The 16,526-nt window shown below is 50.1% G+C and carries 19 protein-coding genes and 1 pseudogene; 14 read left to right on the forward strand and 6 right to left on the reverse strand.

What is annotated here, in order from left to right:
• Positions 1-201: 201 nt before the first annotated feature.
• Positions 202-663, reverse strand: a complete 462-nt coding sequence (locus ACMV5I_RS23055; protein WP_414825329.1) for a tyrosine-type recombinase/integrase — start codon at positions 661-663, stop codon at positions 202-204.
• A gap of 280 nt (positions 664-943) precedes the next feature.
• On the opposite strand from ACMV5I_RS23055, the gene ACMV5I_RS23060 reads away from it, so the two are divergent.
• From ACMV5I_RS23060 to ACMV5I_RS23075, 4 genes are all read left to right on the forward strand, one after another.
• A complete protein-coding gene (locus ACMV5I_RS23060) occupies positions 944-1,168 on the forward strand; it encodes a hypothetical protein (protein WP_414825330.1) in 225 nt (74 codons plus the stop codon).
• 40 nt (positions 1,169-1,208) lie between these two features.
• Positions 1,209-1,631 (forward strand): antiterminator Q family protein, encoded by a 423-nt coding sequence (locus tag ACMV5I_RS23065; protein WP_414825331.1) that lies wholly within the window; start codon positions 1,209-1,211, stop codon positions 1,629-1,631.
• Positions 1,632-2,007: 376 nt separating this feature from the next.
• On the forward strand, positions 2,008-2,406 hold the full coding sequence (locus tag ACMV5I_RS23070; protein ID WP_414825332.1) for a hypothetical protein: 399 nt from the start codon (positions 2,008-2,010) through the stop codon (positions 2,404-2,406).
• 369 nt (positions 2,407-2,775) lie between these two features.
• Entirely contained in the window at positions 2,776-2,973 is a 198-nt protein-coding gene (locus ACMV5I_RS23075) for a phage holin family protein (RefSeq protein ID WP_414825333.1), read from the forward strand.
• Positions 2,974-2,981: 8 nt separating this feature from the next.
• On the opposite strand, the gene ACMV5I_RS23080 is transcribed toward ACMV5I_RS23075, so the two are convergent.
• Both ACMV5I_RS23080 and ACMV5I_RS23085 read right to left on the reverse strand, forming a co-directional pair.
• Positions 2,982-3,479, reverse strand: a complete 498-nt coding sequence (locus ACMV5I_RS23080) for a hypothetical protein (RefSeq protein ID WP_414825334.1) — start codon at positions 3,477-3,479, stop codon at positions 2,982-2,984.
• A 687-nt stretch (positions 3,480-4,166) separates the two neighbouring features.
• Positions 4,167-4,646, reverse strand: coding sequence for a hypothetical protein (locus ACMV5I_RS23085; RefSeq protein WP_414825335.1), 480 nt, complete (start codon positions 4,644-4,646; stop codon positions 4,167-4,169).
• A gap of 234 nt (positions 4,647-4,880) precedes the next feature.
• On the opposite strand from ACMV5I_RS23085, the pseudogene ACMV5I_RS23090 reads away from it, so the two are divergent.
• The 7 genes and pseudogenes from ACMV5I_RS23090 to ACMV5I_RS23120 all read left to right on the forward strand — a co-directional run.
• Positions 4,881-5,095: pseudogene (locus ACMV5I_RS23090) on the forward strand (anti-CBASS protein Acb1 family protein); the annotation flags it as partial.
• 157 nt (positions 5,096-5,252) lie between these two features.
• Positions 5,253-6,125, forward strand: coding sequence for an excinuclease Cho (gene cho, locus ACMV5I_RS23095; RefSeq protein WP_414825336.1), 873 nt, complete (start codon positions 5,253-5,255; stop codon positions 6,123-6,125).
• A 308-nt stretch (positions 6,126-6,433) separates the two neighbouring features.
• A complete protein-coding gene (locus ACMV5I_RS23100; protein WP_414825337.1) occupies positions 6,434-6,913 on the forward strand; it encodes an anti-virulence regulator CigR family protein in 480 nt (159 codons plus the stop codon).
• A 221-nt stretch (positions 6,914-7,134) separates the two neighbouring features.
• Positions 7,135-7,557, forward strand: a complete 423-nt coding sequence (gene umuD / locus ACMV5I_RS23105) for a translesion error-prone DNA polymerase V autoproteolytic subunit (RefSeq protein WP_368444044.1) — start codon at positions 7,135-7,137, stop codon at positions 7,555-7,557.
• Entirely contained in the window at positions 7,557-8,828 is a 1,272-nt protein-coding gene (gene umuC, locus ACMV5I_RS23110; RefSeq protein ID WP_414825338.1) for a translesion error-prone DNA polymerase V subunit UmuC, read from the forward strand. Before umuD ends, umuC begins: the two co-directional genes overlap by 1 nt.
• Before the next feature lie 90 nt (positions 8,829-8,918).
• A complete protein-coding gene (locus tag ACMV5I_RS23115) occupies positions 8,919-9,734 on the forward strand; it encodes a VanW family protein (RefSeq protein ID WP_260514566.1) in 816 nt (271 codons plus the stop codon).
• 173 nt (positions 9,735-9,907) lie between these two features.
• Positions 9,908-10,450 (forward strand): fimbrial protein, encoded by a 543-nt coding sequence (locus ACMV5I_RS23120; RefSeq protein ID WP_414825339.1) that lies wholly within the window; start codon positions 9,908-9,910, stop codon positions 10,448-10,450.
• A 406-nt stretch (positions 10,451-10,856) separates the two neighbouring features.
• Here ACMV5I_RS23120 and ACMV5I_RS23125 read toward each other — a convergent pair whose 3' ends face one another.
• The 3 genes from ACMV5I_RS23125 to ACMV5I_RS23135 all read right to left on the reverse strand — a co-directional run bounded on the left by ACMV5I_RS23125 (position 10,857) and on the right by ACMV5I_RS23135 (position 12,893).
• Positions 10,857-11,840 (reverse strand): hypothetical protein, encoded by a 984-nt coding sequence (locus ACMV5I_RS23125; protein ID WP_414825340.1) that lies wholly within the window; start codon positions 11,838-11,840, stop codon positions 10,857-10,859.
• Positions 11,841-11,904: 64 nt separating this feature from the next.
• Positions 11,905-12,225 carry an AzlD domain-containing protein gene (locus tag ACMV5I_RS23130; protein ID WP_021806744.1) on the reverse strand — a complete coding sequence of 107 codons (321 nt, stop codon included), beginning with the start codon at positions 12,223-12,225 and terminating at the stop codon, positions 11,905-11,907.
• On the reverse strand, positions 12,225-12,893 hold the full coding sequence (locus tag ACMV5I_RS23135; RefSeq protein ID WP_414825341.1) for an AzlC family ABC transporter permease: 669 nt from the start codon (positions 12,891-12,893) through the stop codon (positions 12,225-12,227). The genes ACMV5I_RS23130 and ACMV5I_RS23135 overlap by 1 nt, the downstream gene beginning before the upstream one ends.
• Positions 12,894-13,006: 113 nt before the next feature.
• Here ACMV5I_RS23135 and ACMV5I_RS23140 point away from each other — a divergent pair, with 113 nt between their 5' ends.
• The 3 genes from ACMV5I_RS23140 (at position 13,007) to ACMV5I_RS23150 (ending at position 16,526) form a co-directional block, all read left to right on the forward strand.
• On the forward strand, positions 13,007-13,555 hold the full coding sequence (locus ACMV5I_RS23140; protein ID WP_021181074.1) for a helix-turn-helix domain-containing protein: 549 nt from the start codon (positions 13,007-13,009) through the stop codon (positions 13,553-13,555).
• Positions 13,556-14,035: 480 nt separating this feature from the next.
• Positions 14,036-14,965 carry a sugar ABC transporter substrate-binding protein gene (locus ACMV5I_RS23145; RefSeq protein ID WP_414825342.1) on the forward strand — a complete coding sequence of 310 codons (930 nt, stop codon included), beginning with the start codon at positions 14,036-14,038 and terminating at the stop codon, positions 14,963-14,965.
• A 76-nt stretch (positions 14,966-15,041) separates the two neighbouring features.
• Positions 15,042-16,526 carry a sugar ABC transporter ATP-binding protein gene (locus ACMV5I_RS23150; protein ID WP_121607093.1) on the forward strand — a complete coding sequence of 495 codons (1,485 nt, stop codon included), beginning with the start codon at positions 15,042-15,044 and terminating at the stop codon, positions 16,524-16,526.

Here is a 16,526-nt window from a genome sequence, read left to right on the forward strand (position 1 = left end):
AAACTAAAGGATGGAAAACGAAGGTATTGAGAGGTTGATTTTGATGGATTATGAAGTTATCACATTGAATTTTATAGCTTTATTTATAAATGGACACATAAAGGAATCGTACTCGGTCTTTTTTTATTTTTTTGATTTATAACGATAAACTCCGTATAACTCGAATTTTACTCGAATTTCTATACTCGGTCTTTTACAACATCACGTATTCTTTCCCCTGGTGTCGAGGTATTTTTCCGTCATTTTTACCGACTTATGCCCTAGTAATTTCATCGCAAACTCCTTCCCTTTTTCCTTCTCATACAGTCGCCCGGCCAAGCTTAGGATCTCATGGAACGTTGGCGGCGAATCCTCAAGAACGAGCCCAGCCAGTTTCCTGGTCTTCACAAATGTTTTTGTTAAGCTGTCAGGATTAAGGGAGCTGTCCAGGCTGTTTTTCCTGATACCAGAACTGACCATAAAACCTGTGGCGCTGGCCTGCCTGCATCGTTCAATAACCGCTTCCAGTTTTAGCCCCAGTGCACACAGCTCCAAATCCAGAGGTACAGAGATCATGGCGCCAGTTTTTCCCTGGGTGATCTGCAGGTGACCATCAACAATATGTTCGAACCGGATTTGCGCCACGTCCTCCCGACGCTGGCCGGTGATCAGCGCGAGATCCATTGCAAGGCCAAACCAGGTGGGAGTGTGGCAGCTGCTTCACGGATCGCCATGTATTGCTCAAGCTCCAGGCGTTCACGCTTCACTGTAACTGTGGCTGCTCGTGTTGGTGTCACTGGGTTGCTATCGATATGGCTTTCAACAATTCACGTGCGATCGAGGTGTGCACTTTATAGGCCTCATTAACTGTTACAGCCTTGCTGATCGTGTCAGCGACTTTGGTCAGCTTCTCGTCCAACTCCTCGCGTAATCGGGTATGGATCAACACCAGCGGAAATCCAACATGTACGTGATGGCCAGGGAGCAGGGCAACACGCCACACACTTCGAAGTTCTTCCCCTATGCCCAAATCACCACCGAATTGGTGGTCATGGTGTTGCCGTACATGCGGGGCGGAAAACTTGGGAAAAAAATTACGGTACCGAGCGCCACCTACTGGCGCAAGTACTGGCAGAACTGGAGAGCAGCTATGAATACTGATGGCTTGAGGCTAACCGCTGCGCATTAATCATGGTTGCAACCCTGGCTATCACGCTTGGGGGACGTGGGTGTATACCGGGCGCCTTGAAAAGAGGCAGAGCAGCATTATTGCCGAGTACATGGCAACTGTAGAGCTGCGCAACTATCCAGACCGCCCGATCTGCAATGACGATGACGGCATGCTGATCTGTGGTGTTCTCGATGTCCTTTATGAGATAGACCGGCGCGCATTTGGCATGCTCCTGCTGCGTTATGTGCATGGGTCTTCAGATCGGGCTATTGCTCGGCATTATCACGCGACAGCAAAACCACGGCTTAAGGTGCGTAGAAATGGGACGGAAAGCTACCGGGTGCCATCGCATATAACATGCAGAAGGGAGGTGGCAAAAATCCTTTGCGCAACGGAATACCTAATCTATCAACCGTTGCAAGATGCGTTTATAAAACGCAAAAAAGAAAGAAAATGCAGGGAAGTGGTGCAAACGCGTTGACTTTGATGAACCAATGAGCCAGTGTTTCGATATACATTGCCGTATGTGTAAGCGTATTTAGACTAAACCCGCCAATAGTGCGGGTTTTGTGTTTCTGGAGACAGTCAATGCCACAGCATGTTATCGAAGAACTCACTTTCGGACCTGCCAGAGAATTACTAACAGCTGACCTTGATGGAAGAGACGTTTTAGTCCTCAATCCACATGATGGAGGGCATGGAAGCGAAAGAGCAGGTTAAGCAGCTTTTAATGCAGTTTGCTTCCGAGAAGGTGGAGGTTCACTGGCTAGTCACTTTCACCAAGAGTAGCAGGTTCCATATTGTAAGTTATTAACGTATTATTTATGCTAGATTTTTATTGAATAATGGAACTAATAATGAGTGAGTTTGATATCATTGTAGTGTCTTCATTGGTTATCACTTACATACCTGCTTTCTGGTTTTTGGGTATGAATGTTACAGCTCAGAGTATCGCGGAAGAGTTCGGTTATGACAAAACCTATGTGCGGTGGCTTATCCCTAAATGGGCAAGTAAATGCGGCGGTTTTGCTATTGCAATTCACTACTGTTTTGTACTGCTCACTCTTTTCTTAATGAACTGGGTATATGGGCTGGCGGCGTTTGGGGCTGGTGTAATTCCGTTTATACTTTTCCCTTCTATGGCGAAAATGTATCGCGGAATTTTTCGCAGAGGCGCATTCCGTGCTTACAAAATTGATCCAGCATCGGGAAAATTTTTGTTGGAAATATTGATGAAAACCAGAAAGTTTCGATAGAACACAAATCGTATCAAGTCAAAAGAACCCGCCTCTGCATAGTCCGGGGCTTTTTATTATGGGCTCACTTCGGTGGGCCTTTTTCATATCTACCGCCCGGCGTTTGCTGAGCGAACAAAGGAGTAATTATGAGCGAGCCGATTTCCGGTATCGGGGCAGCGGTAGTAACTGGCGTGACAATAGTAGGAGGTTTCCAACCTTGATCCTGTTGTTTTCGTCGGCTCCTTCGCAGGAGCGGTAGTTTTCGTTTTGTCCTCGAGTGACCTCTCGAACTTCAAGAAAGTATGGATGTTCGCCTGCTGATGTACCTCATCGCCAAATCTTCTGATCCAACTGCACTGGACAAAATTACCAGGCGAGGGGGAGTCCGTGAATGAATACTTGCTGGCGATTAACGCAATTGCCTGCGTTGCAACAGCCTTCCGCCTGATGGCCTATCGCCGGAACGGGGCAACGCATCGCCCGATGGTTACGGTCTTCGCCTGGTCCATGCCAGTTTTTCCTTTTCACGGCTGTGGTTACTGGATTGCGCCGATACTGAATAAAGTTGAGGATAAGATGAAGTAGGTATGATACTACTTATCACAAGATGAAGGGCCAACTCCGATCCCAAATAAAAAGGTTTGCCCTGTTCTATCGTAATATGTGATTCCAATCACCTTATTTTCTCTTCTTGCCATGATAAAACCTGCATCTGGTGTGTTCGGTGACACTGGTTCAAGTCCGCTATATTTGCAATATATTTCAGTTAATTTTTCATTTGTCAAATCAATAACTTCTATTACATTTTTAAGCGAATAGAAGTCATCATAAGAAAGCTTCATGCTTTTTGCGCTTATCTCTATTTTTTTCTTATCCTCGTAACCATAAAATAAACGATAGTCTAAATTTGAACCTCCAGCATGTTGAGCTATGGGCACTATGTATTCATTAAAAAAAGAAGCGTTAACACCAGAGATTTCGATTACGTCATCGTTAAGCTTCTCTTTTATTACCCCAATTAATGGGTAACTTGCAAAACCTACGCATAAAAAAGTTATGGCTATGGTGCAGCTTTTCTTGCTTATCTTCATTATCCTAACCCTGGGCTCATAAGTACAAGTAGCAAATAAGGTACCCTTAAGCGTAAAAACGAGCAACCCAAACTATTCCCACAACGGGACTTCTCACAGCAAGGAGGTGATCACTATGGCAAAGAAACAATACGGTATCATGCTACCATTCCCCAAGATGGTTGCCATGATGCGCAGTTCTGACAATCGGCACTTTGCCTACGGGATAGACTGACTAAGGCAATCACCATTTACCGTCACGGTGCTTACGAAATAGTGCCTATAGAAAGGGTGAGGTTTGTCGAGCCAACAGAAGAGGAAATGGAGTTATTGAACCAATCTGATAGCAGATTGTGACGCTCAATCCATAAGCTCGTTTCCGCATAGGCAGATAGTCAGGAATCGTTAATCCTGCTACCCCCTGAGTCAGTATTCACCTCCGGTGAACGCTCCGTGTTGCAGGGCAACACATGGGGGACGCAGTCAGCTATACGTTGCAGCCAAAGGTTGCACTTATGATTTGTGCGGGGTAGGTTAATATGCTCAATACTTGGAGGAATGGATTAGAAAATGGCCTTTCTAAATAATTATCTTTGCATTATGGCAGGCATTTTTTGCCTGCCATAATGAACTAGTATTTTTTGTGAACACCTCTTTACAGGTTTGAATATCGCTGAGTAACCGACAGACAGCTTTGTTTCCATTTTATTATTTTTTATTGACATCATCGTTCATGGTGAAATTTATTTTTTCTAGAGTGATCTCTGCTGAAATACTAATAAGTTCATGCTCAATGCTTTCGATTTTATTTACAGCTTTAACTAGATCTTCATAGAGTATTAATTCGTTTATTTTTTTATAACTTCCAATGGCTTCATCATAAACTCTATCTTCGGGTTCTTCATAAAAAACGAGGAATAAAGGGTTGTGAGCAATAAGGTTTCTCATGTCAATAAGCTCAATGATTGAGTCCATGCATGCTGTATAGCGTTGTGAGTACTTGTGATTAACGAATATATTACGTAAAAATTTAATTCTTGTTTTGAAAGGTAAGTTTGATGTGTATTTTAGAACTATTGGCTCAACATGTTTTTTCAGTAAAATATATGTGTGATGCTCTAGGCTTCCGAAGCCTAGAACGAACTTTCCAACTACAGGGGCCCATTTTTCAGTGTCAACGATGTTCATTTTTATCCTTTTAGTTTTCGTGGGGTGGGTATTTTTAATATGGTCTGCTACAGGATAATAACATCCCAGTAATGAATAATAGTAAGAAAAATAATTTCGAGTTTTTCATACTACTATCTATTCAATATCCTATTAGTAATATCAACTTTTTCGTGCATTCAATCAAGCATCACAAAGCAGCTTTTCTAGGTTGTTGCGTAATGTGCAAGTAAAGCCATCAGCAACACCTATTGGCTGGGCACCACGCAGTTGATCCACAAGGCGCACCTGCGGACATACAGCATTAAAAGGGCTGCGCAAGATTCTGGCGACCGGCGGCACGATGGAAGAAGGCCTGATGAAACATATGGATATGCTCCGCGAGTTTCAGACCATCGGAGGCATGACTCTAATGGACGAAGAAGATGAATTCCAGACGCACAGTTATTCGTTTGCTGGTATCGCCGACGTTATCCTGCGCTTTACCGAACAGGTTACCTGCATCCTCCTGGGGCTAATCCCCGTCTGGGTTCAGTACTGGCGACGGTGATCTGGAAAACTACTTCCCCCTTCAAACCCCCACCCAACACCGCTATACTGTATAAAAAATCAGTATGGAGAGTACGATTGACCAGACGTTCTGCCGCACCAAGGCTCGAGTTTGAAGCAGAAGCTATTTACCAATACCCGGAACACCTTCGCCAATGGCTTGAAGACTTGCCTGCTTTACCTGGGGTGTACCTGTTCCACGGTGAGTGCGAAACCATGCCGCTCTACATCGGTAAGAGCGTGAACCTTCGCAGCCGGGTGCTTTCACATTTGCGAACCCCAGACGAAGCGGCCATGCTGCGCCAGGCCCGGCGTATCACCTTTATCAGAACGGCGGGTGAAATAGGGGCGTTGTTGCTGGAAGCGCAACTGATTAAACAACAACAACCGTTGTTCAATAAGCGCCTGCGCCGCAACAAGCAGCTCTGCGCATTGCAACTCAATGATGACAAACCCACGGTGGTGTATGCCAAAGAGGTGGATTTTGCTCGGCACGCTGGGTTGTTTGGCCTTTTTGCCAACCGGCGGGCGGCACTACAAGCGCTGCAGTCTATCGCCGATCAGCATCAGCTGTGTTATGGGCTGTTGGGGCTTGAACCATTAAGCAAAGGCCGCCCTTGTTTTCGTTCTGCACTGAAGCGTTGTGCCGGGGCTTGCTGTGGTAAAGAAAGCCTGGCCGATCATCGGCAGCGCTTGGTCTCTGCTCTCGAGCAAAGCCGAGTGGTGTGCTGGCCGTGGCGTGGTCCGATAGCCTTGCGAGAGCAGGGGGCTGATATGGCGCAGTACCATATTATTCACCACTGGTTATGGCTGGGTGCAGTAGATAGCCTGGATGAAGCGAGGGAGTTAATGATTGCTGCGCCGGGCTTTGATAGCGATGGCTATAAAATTTTATGCAAACCCGTGATCGGTGGAGAGTATGAGATTATCGATCTCTACGAAAAAACCTGAGTTAACGGCTTCGCTCCAGCCAGCAGGCCTGCGCGGATGTTTGCATCAAAGGCGGACGCCAGAACCGATACCAATAGTGGCCGTTGAACGCCCCGAACTACCGCCAGAGCCAGAAACACTGACTGAAGTGCATCCTGCCAGCAGGATGACTAAAAGGGTACCTGCAATAATTTTCATAAAGCCCGCCTGATTAGCCCCGCAACGCATGAATCAACTTAGCACAAACCCACTATAAGATGAATCCATATTGCCCGGTAGTCAGGGGAGGGCTAGATTGATCGGGTATCCCCTCATTGAGGTTAGTTAAAATGCTCAAACATCGCTGGTCTGCCCTCGCACTTGCGTTGATCGTGTTCACATCCTCAGCCTCCGTTATGGCCAATCCAGGGAATGGTAACGGTAATGGAGGTGGGCATGGTAATTCTGCTAACCATGGAGACAATCCTGGGAAGGGTAATTCAGGCAAAGACCATTCAGACAAAGGCAAAAAAGCCAAGGGCGGTCATGACGATCTGGTTACCGTGAATATCAATTATGACCGCGTGCGGCCCCTGGCGGTAAACTATGGATTAACCGGGTATCAATCTTTACCTCCCGGCATTGCCAAGAACCTGGCACGGGGCAAGCCATTGCCGCCGGGGATCGCCAAGAAAATGGTGCCAGCTTCAATGCTGGGACAACTGCCATCTTATCCTGGTTATGAATGGTGTATCGCCGGGAATGATTTAGTTCTGGTGGCCTTAAGCACGGCTATTGTTGCCTCTGTTATCAATGGGGTATTTGACTAGTTACCGGCCAGCCTTGGGTAATTATTTCAACAATAGTTACCCAATAAATCAATTAGTTCCATGTCAGCGGCGCCTAGCTTAGCCGATGATGGGTATGGGAAAGAGAGGCCAACTTTCTTTCCTTACCGATCATAGCCATATCATTCACGGTGAAAATCTCTCTTCCTCCCATCATTCGGTATATCTATACTGTATAAAAAAACAGTATAGAGACATGCCCCATGAAACACTTTGCTCCAACACCAACTCCAGAGAAATTGTATCTGCCGCTGTTTTCCGATCGGGTGCCTGCTGGCTTCCCAAGCCCGGCGCAGGACTACGTTCATGCCAGGATCGATCTCAACGAATATTGCATCAGCCACCCGAATGCCACTTACTTTCTCTACGCCTCCGGTGAAAGCATGCTGGAGGCGGGCATTACCGATGGCTCGATGCTGGTGGTCGATTGCAGCATTGGGGCCGAACATGGCGATATCGTGATCGCCAGCGTGGGTGGTGAGTTCACGGTAAAGCGGTTATGTCTGCGGCCAGTCGTGCAGCTCGAGCCGATGAACCCCAACTACCAGCCAATCCCGCTACATGATGGCGCTGAAGATTTAGATATCGTCGGCGTCGTGGTGTCGACTATTACGAGGCTGAAGTAATGTACGCGCTGGCCGATGTGAACAACTTTTATGCCAGCTGTGAAATGCTGTGGCGGCCCGATCTGCGTGGCCGCCCGGTGGTGGTGTTATCAAACAATGATGGCTGCGTGGTGGCCCGTAACCAAGAGGCCAAAAAATTGGGGATGGCGATGACCGGGCCGTATTTCAAGGTCAAGCAGCAGTTGGAACGTGCGGGAGGCGTCGCTTTTAGCAGCAACTACGAGCTGTATGCCGATATGTCAGCTCGGGTGATGACGGCATTGGAAGAGTTGGTCCCCCGCGTTGAGATCTATTCTATCGATGAAAGCTTTCTCGATCTCTCCTCGGTGCCTAATTGCGGCAATCTGGAACTGTTTGGGCGGCAGATCCAGGACAAAGTGCGGAGCGAGACGAGGCTAAAGATCGGGGTCGGGATTGCGCAAACCAAAACGCTGGCCAAGCTGGCAAATTTTGCCGCCAAAAGATGGGTGAAACAAACCAACGGTGTGGTCGACCTTTCCAGCCTGGAGCGGCAGCGTAAGCTGATGAATAAGGTGCCGGTAGAGGAAGTCTGGGGCATTGGGCGGCGGATAGCAAAAAAGCTGAACGCGATGGGCATAGAAAGCGCGCTGCAACTGGCCGATGCCAGCAATACCATGATACGTAAACGCTTCAGCGTGGTGGTCGAACGAACGGTGCGGGAACTGTGTGGTGAACCTTGCCTGGAACTGGAAGAGTTTGCGCCAACCAAGCAGCAGATTATCAGCAGCCGCAGCTTTGGCGAACGCATCACCGAGTATGAACATATGCATCAGGCGATTTGTTTATATGCCACACGAGCGGCAGAAAAACTGAGGGCAGAACGGCAGTATTGTCGGCACGTTAGCGCCTGGATCAAAACCAGCCCGTTCGCCATTCACGAGGCTTATTACGGCAATTCGGCCAGCGTCAAATTGAATACGCCAACGCAAGACACCCGCGATATTATTGCCGCCGCGATGCGCTGCCTGGATGCCATTTGGCAACCCGGTCATCGTTTTGATAAGGGCGGCGTGATGCTGCAGGATTTTTTCAGCCAGGGCGTTGCACAGCTCGACATGTTCGATGAGTATCAGCCTCGGCATGGCAGTGAAGAGTTAATGAAGGTGATGGACTCCATCAATAACTCGGGCCGGGCCAAACTGTGGTTTGCTGGCCAGGGAACGCAGCAGGTGTGGTCGATGAAGCGTGAACTGCTGTCACCGGCTTATACCACCAGGCTGAGTGATTTGCCCCGTGCTCGGGTATACTGAGCGGCGATTTTCCCTGACCACTACGCCATAACGTGGTATTTAATTTTTTTGTTATTTTATCAGTAAGTTACTAGCTAATGGATTAACGCTATGCGCAGGCCTCTATCATCTTATCACCCGCTGCTTTATTGGCTGCGAGTTCGGCAAAAGCGGGTTTTTCGCCATCTTGCGTGGCAATGGTCATCGCGCCGGTACGCTAGTGAGAGAACGCCGGATCAGCGGCTGGATCACCGTTTTATCAAGCACACCTCGAAGCTGATCCGCAAGCTGGGCAATAGCGATATTGGCTTGCAGCACAATAAAGTGATTAATCTGCGGCTGGCGGTTGCGGCAACCAGCGGAATTATTATCAAGCCGGGTGAGTATTTCTCGTTTTGTAAGCTGGTGGGGAAACCGACTCGCGCGCGTGGTTTTGTTGAAGGGATGGAGCTGTCGTTTGGCGAAGCGCGTAGCGGTATTGGCGGGGGTATTTGCCAGCTCAGCAATTTAATCCACTGGATGGCAATCCACTCACCGTTGGTAGTGGCCGAACGGGCAAATCACAGTTTTGATCCTTTCCCGGACGAAGGGCGGATCTTGCCTTTTGGCTCAGGAGCCGCCATTTTCTACAACTATATCGATCTGGTGCTGCATAACCCGACTCAGGATAGCTTTCAGCTGGTGTTCAACGTTGCGGAACACCAGTTGGAAGGTGAGTTGCTGTGTTCGGCCCCCCGCACGGTGAAATATCATATCTACCAGAAATCCCACCGATTTATCCGTCGGCAACAGCGTGTCTACCGGCAGAATGAAATCTGGCGTGATATCTCCACCAAAGGGCAGGACTCGGTGGTGTTACATTCTGAACGGCTATACCAGAACGATGTGGTGGTAAAATATGATGTTGAAGAACATAGGGTTGAGTGAATATCGTCAAGCACGCGGAGCCTCAGCGCCTTGCCATTGACAGCACAACGGTAACAGAAGGAACCCTTATCATTAAGTGGGTAATATTTAGTTAAGCAGAACAAACCCTGCGAATTAAATCAGATGAAACATCAGTTTCACTCTGCTCTCTTATTAGGATAAGGATATTTACCATGAATAATACCGTCAATGGAACCATCAATTTTGCTGGACAAATCGTTGCCCAAAGCATGGGGATTGAAGAGGGTGGCATTATTTTACAGCGGCCACGCAATGCAGGCCTCACCGTCAGCGTTAACGGCAGCGAAACGCAAAATGGCTACGTGCAGCTTGGTGCAGTAAGCGAAGTGCAGCTGGCAAACCCGGGTGCTCAGGCCCAGGCAACCCGCTTTGACATCCGTGTTGCGGGCATCTCGGATCAATATACTCACGCTTTGGTGTTTTTTGAGGGGGGCGCGACGGTTGATGCTGCCACCGGCGGCCTGATTAATATGGCGGAGGCGGGGAACGTGCAGATCCAACTGCGTAACCAGCAAGGCGATATTGTTCAGGCAGGGAGTAACTCTCAACTGGTCAGTTCGGCGTTTGTCCCGGTGATGGATGGTGAGGTTTATGCCTCCTTTGCCGCAAACTTCTGCAGTACCGGCCGCGCAACGCCGGGCAATGTGGCGAGCAAGGTTGATTACACGCTCTACTTATTTGAGCTGGCTGCCTGATTGATCAATCGCGCTATCTAACCCACCGTTCGGTGGGTTTTAGACTGCTTTCCCCTCACCCCGACCCTCTCCCAAAGGGCGAGGGAGCCAGTGCGGAGTTGTGGTTAGGTGCAGGAATTAATCTGCGGCAAGTTTGGTCCTTTCTGGTGTAGAAACTGGGCACGGAAGCCAAGATGTGGCACGTTCGATCCCCTCTCCTTGGGGCTGTCTCTTATACACATCTCAAATTGCGGTCAAATGGCCGTAATTTGAGAAACATAGCAGGCTGATTTTAAAGAGAATTTTTTCGAGCAACAAATTGATGTGCTTAAAATAATTTCCTTAAAAAACAGAAAGATGCCGAGTTGTGTATAAGAGACAGCTCCTTGGGGAGAGGGTTAGGGTGAGGGGCAACTCGGGCCTACATTTATTGCGCCGTCAAACCATCAGTCTTCACCCAGCCCGTGGTTTTATCGCCGGTTTTGGGATGAAGATAACTCACAAACAAAAATCCCTTATAAGCCTGCCCGTGCGTGGCGGTAACGCTATCGCCATTGACGACAAATTTCCCGCCCTCATCCTGGCAGAGCTTATCCGGCGAGTCGTAAAAATAGAGTTTCTTGCTCTTCACCAGAAACTTCGCCGCAGGCGAGGCCGCTTTGCTTATTGCGGATTCGGCGCTGGTCTGCGCATCGTGGCAAATCTCGTCGAGCGGGGCCAGACGATCAACGTTGATCCAGCCGGAGGCATTGCCATAACCGACTAACAAATAGCCATTTTTCTCGCCTTCGACGGGCTCAAGCGCGGCATAACCCACCACTTGCACCTTGTCATCCGGGATCACAAATTGAGATTCATTGACGCACTGCTCGGTGGGGGCGGCGTGAAAATAAGCCCGGCCTTTACCACGCACCACATATTTAGGGGAATCGGCAATGATGGCGCCTAATTTCATCTGGTCCAGAATGGTCGCACAGCGCTGCTCTTTCTGTAGGCATTGCTGATATTGCTTGCCGTACTGTGGATTAAAGGTGAGCGGTTGCGGATGCTGTTCGTCGGCGCTGTTATCCAATAGCTGCCCGGTTTGCGGATCGTACATGACCCAACCAAGATGCCCGGCCCCTGGTGAATCAGGTGAGGCTGGCTTTCGGCTATCGAACAGCTGAATGGCCTGTATGCCGTTGGCCCGTGGTTCAATATTGATTTCCAGCTTGTCCGCTGGCACTTTCTCCGCCCGGATCAACGCCTGATTGCTGCTGGCTAACAGCTTGACCAACGGGGTCTGGCAGTCAAACAGCGAAGCTGGCCGCTCGGGGGTAAAACCCGGGCCCACAGGTGTCACGGCCTGTAGCGCTGTCCAAGGCGCAAGCAGCACTATTCCAACTACGGCTAAAGTGGCGAGCTTCTCCATTTCTATCCCATCTCCGGTGAGGCAGCATACCTGCCGGCCGCCATCATACCCGGCCAGCAGTGAGTTATGCCACACCGGCTACCCGCAACAGCGCCGTCACTGCCGCCGCAGCCAGCAGCACCACGATTAGCGGCGTTTTCCGCCAGGCTAATAATGCTCCCACGGCCACACCGCCTAAACGGGCATAACCGGCAAAATGTTGCCCTTCGAACAGTGTCGCGATCACTGCTACGGCCAGCAGCAATGTGGTGGCAGAGTCGGCGAGCAAGGCCTGAACCCGGTCAGAAAAGCTCAGGCTGCGGCCCAGCAGGAAACCGGCAAAGCGAAACGCAAAGGTGCCGCTGGCCAGGAGCAGAATGCCGATGATGAGTGTTTGGTTATCCATTATTTTTCTCGCTTTCTGATCAGTAAACCCAACAGTGAAAACAGCACCGGCATGCCAATCGGTACCAAGGGCACGCTAGCCAGGGCAATCAGGGTGCCGGAGCAGGCAGAAATGCTGGTGCGTAGTTTTTTCAGCGAACCAACAATCAAGGCCAGCAAAATGGTGGGGAACACGGCGTCCAGCCCGATGGCATTGATATCGGGAATAAAGCTACCGATGGTGCCACCAATCAACACGCCCAACGGCCAGCAGGCGGCGATCCCCAACCCACAGAGCCAGTAGGCTGCCCGTTTTTTGGTCAACGTCGGTTGGGAAATGCCGAACACCACGCTTTCATCATTCATGATATGGCAACCCAATAACTTAAAGCGGCTGCGCTCGATCACCTCTTTCACTGCCATACCGAACGGCAGGTGGCGTGCATTAACCAGCAGCCCGGCAGCCGCCGCAGCAAAGGGGCTACCACCGCTGGCTACGATGCCGATAAACAGAAATTCAGAGGCACCCGCCAACACCAGCAACGACAGCATCAGTGGGACCCAGAGCTCGAAACCCAGGCCGGTCGCCAATGAACCATAGGAGATCCCCACGATGCCGTCTGCCAGGCAGACCAGCGCGATCCCTTTGATCACGCCCTTATCGAGCGGGGGGAAAAAGTGTTTAGCCATACTATTTTTCTCACTGCCTTTCTCAAAACGAACGGTTGTTCTATTATAATGAACACTTCAATCTCGATTTACAAGTCGAACGATCGTTCGTTATAATGTGAGTTACGCAGCCTATGAAACAACCCATCAATATCATTGCGGAAGCTCTGGTGCGCGAGCGCCAGCGTACAGGCCTCTCGTTGGCAGAAATTGCCCGCCGGGCAGGAATTGCCAAATCCACGCTGTCACAACTGGAAGCGGGGAATGGTAATCCGAGCCTGGAAACGCTGTGGGCACTCTGCGTTGCGCTGGATATCCCCTTTGCGCGTTTGATGGAGCCGCAGCAGAGTAAAACGCAGGTGATCCGGCGCGGGGAAGGGGCTGCGGTGGTGTCGGAAGTGGCTAACTATACGGCAGTGCTGTTGGCAACCTGTCCGCCTGGCGCCCGGCGGGATATCTATCTGCTGACGACCCAGCCGGGAGCCGACCGTCTTTCTCATCCGCATCCGTTAGGCTCGGTAGAACACATCGTCATCACCCAAGGGCGCGCCTTGGTCGGGCTGGTAGAAGAGCCTGCCGAGCTGAATGCCGGGGATTATATTTGCTACCCAGCCGACCGGCCGCACATCTTCCGCGCCCTGGAGCCGGATACGCTGGCCGTGCTGGTCTCAGAACAAAACTAGCTCCGGCAAAAGCTTCCACCGATTCGCTAATTCCTCATGTAGGGCGCCACTTGTGCGCCCGCCCCGCTAACCCCAACCGTAATCCCTTCGAGCAAACGCTGCCAAACCAGACAGAACGGCGGTTACTTTGCGTCCATTTGTTAGATCCCTGTCATATTTTTGTTATTTGCTCATTCCAAAACGCACGTTTCGCTTGTTTGGGTTAAAAAATTTCATTAGTCTCATTTTTGAAATAAACGTTTAACAACTGAATGGGGTATTTAACAATTACATCAGGATTTCATTTCAACGCATTGTTTTAAAGTTAGTTTTTAATTATTTACAGGCATCTCATAACCAGTATTAACTGATGAGATGCCACGTGGAACAGGGTTTTAAGGCGATAATAACGAGCGGATTGTTGTTTGAATGTAAAAAATATTTTTCATTAGCCGTCAAATCAACAGGCCTCTTCATTCTAACGATTAAAGGGTACAGAACATGAAGCTGAAGAAATTGATCGTCACCTCGCTACTGATGTGCATGCTGCCAGCCTCGGTGTTAGCCAAAGATATCAAGATCGGCGTGTCGATGGCCTACTTTGATGACAACTTCCTGACCATCCTGCGTCAATCCATGCAGAACAAAATGAAGCAGGAAGGTAACGTCAGCGGCCAGTTTGAAGATGCCAAAGGCGATATCGCACAGCAGATCCAGCAGATAGAGAACTTCGTCAGCCAAGGGGTCGACGCCATCATCCTTAACCCGGTGGATACCCAGGGCGTCAAGCCAATGATCAAGCTGGCGGAGAACGCCCATATTCCACTTGTGTTCGTCAACCGCCGGCCAGAAGCCACCCTGCCAGCGGGTATGGCCTATGTAGGTTCAGATTCCAAACTGGCGGGCAAGCTGCAGATGGAAGAGCTGGCCAAGCTGATGAACGGCAAGGGCAACGTGATGATCCTGCTCGGTGAGCTCTCCAGCGAAGCCACTCGTGACCGGACCCGCGGCGTTGAGGAAGTGGTGGCCCAATATCCGAATATTCACATTATCGATAAGCAAACCGCCAAGTTTTTCCGCAAAGAGGCGGTTGACGTGACGACCGACTGGATCCTCTCCGGCCAGCAGATTGATGCCATTGCTTCCAACAACGATGAGATGGCGGTCGGTGCCATTCTGGCGCTGAAACAGGCGAAGAAAACCGGCGTGCTGGTAGCGGGTGTCGACGGCACCCCGGATGCCCTGGAGTTTATCAAGAAGGGGGATTTGAGCCTCAGCATCTTCCAGGATGCCAAAGGCCAGGGGGAAGGGGCTGTACAAACGGCCATTCAACTGGTCAAGGGCGAGAAGGTCGAAAGCAGCGTCATGATCCCTTACCAACTGATCACCAAAGCCAATTACCAAGACTTTGCCGACAAGAACAAAAAGTAATGACCAACCGGTCCCTTGCCTAACGTGAGGGGCATCGTTCACAGCTATCGGCAGGATAACGGCGGAGGTTATCAGTATGTATCCTTATGTGCTGGAGGCGGAAGGCATCAGCAAGCAGTTCCCGGGCGTTAAGGCGTTGGATAACGTGTCGCTCAAGATCAAACCGGGCAGCGTGCATGCGTTAATGGGGGAAAACGGTGCCGGTAAATCAACGCTGATGAAGTGCTTAATCGGTATTTATCGGCCCGATGCTGGCACCATCAAGGTCAAAGGGCAGCCGGTGACGTTTAACGATACGCTGGCGGCCTTGCACTCGGGCATCTCTATGATCCACCAGGAACTGAACTTGGTGCCGCATATGACGGTGGCAGAAAATATCTGGTTGGGGCGTGAACCCGCCAAGCTGGGTTTTGTCAATCACGAGGAATTAAACCGCAAAACCCGTGAGCTGTTGGCGCATCTCAAGATTAAATTAGATCCGGAAACCCAACTAGGTACGTTGAGCATCGCCAACCAACAGATGGTCGAGATTGCCAAGGCGGTGTCTTATAACGCCGACGTATTGATCATGGATGAGCCGACCTCGGCATTAACGGAAGGGGAAGTGGTGCATCTGTTTGCGATCATTCGTGAACTGAAGCAGCAGGGCAAAGGCATTATCTATATCAGCCACAAAATGGATGAAATCTTTGCCATCACCGACGAGGTGAGCATCTTCCGCGATGGTACCTCGATCGCCAGTGATAGAACCGAGAATCTGACCAAACAGTCGCTAATCACCATGATGGTGGGCCGCGAGCTGACCCAGATGTTCCCCAAGTTCAATAACAATATCGGTGAAGAGGTGTTGCGTGTGGCCGGGTTGCGGCGCAGCGGCTGGTTCCACGATATCTCCTTTGCGGTTAAGCGTGGGGAAATCCTCGGAGTTGCCGGGCTGGTGGGCGCAGGGCGCAGCGAAGTGATGGAGAGCCTGTTTGGTATGCACCCGGCCGAGGGGGGCGAGATTTATATTGAAGGCTTGCCGGTAAAAATAGATTCCCCCTCCAAAGCCATCGAGCAAGGGCTGGCATTCCTCACCGAAGACCGTAAAAAGTCTGGTCTGTTTCTTGTGCTATCGGTGGTGGAGAACATGAGCATCGTCAACCTTTCCGCCTATACCAGCAAAAACGGCTTTGTCAGCCAGACGCAAATGGCTAAAGACTGCATGGAGCAAATTAGCAAACTCAATATTAAAACCCCGACGATGGATCAGATTATCAATAACCTCAGCGGCGGTAACCAGCAGAAGGTCTTGATTGCCCGCTGGCTATTGGCGCAGCCGAAGATCCTGATCCTGGATGAACCCACGCGCGGTATCGACGTGGGGGCCAAGGCAGAAATTTATCGTCTGATCAGCGAATTGGCGCACCGCGGCGTCGCCATTATTTTGGTTTCGTCTGAACTGCCGGAAATACTCGGCATGAGCGATCGCGTCATGGTGATGCACGCCGGACGCATTACGGGGATCCTGGATAAAGATGAAGCAGACCAGGAAAAAATCATGGCGTTGGCCTCGGAATAA

This window comes from Serratia sp. T13T92, assembly GCF_047530105.1.
Lineage (GTDB): Bacteria > Pseudomonadota > Gammaproteobacteria > Enterobacterales > Enterobacteriaceae > Chania > Chania fonticola.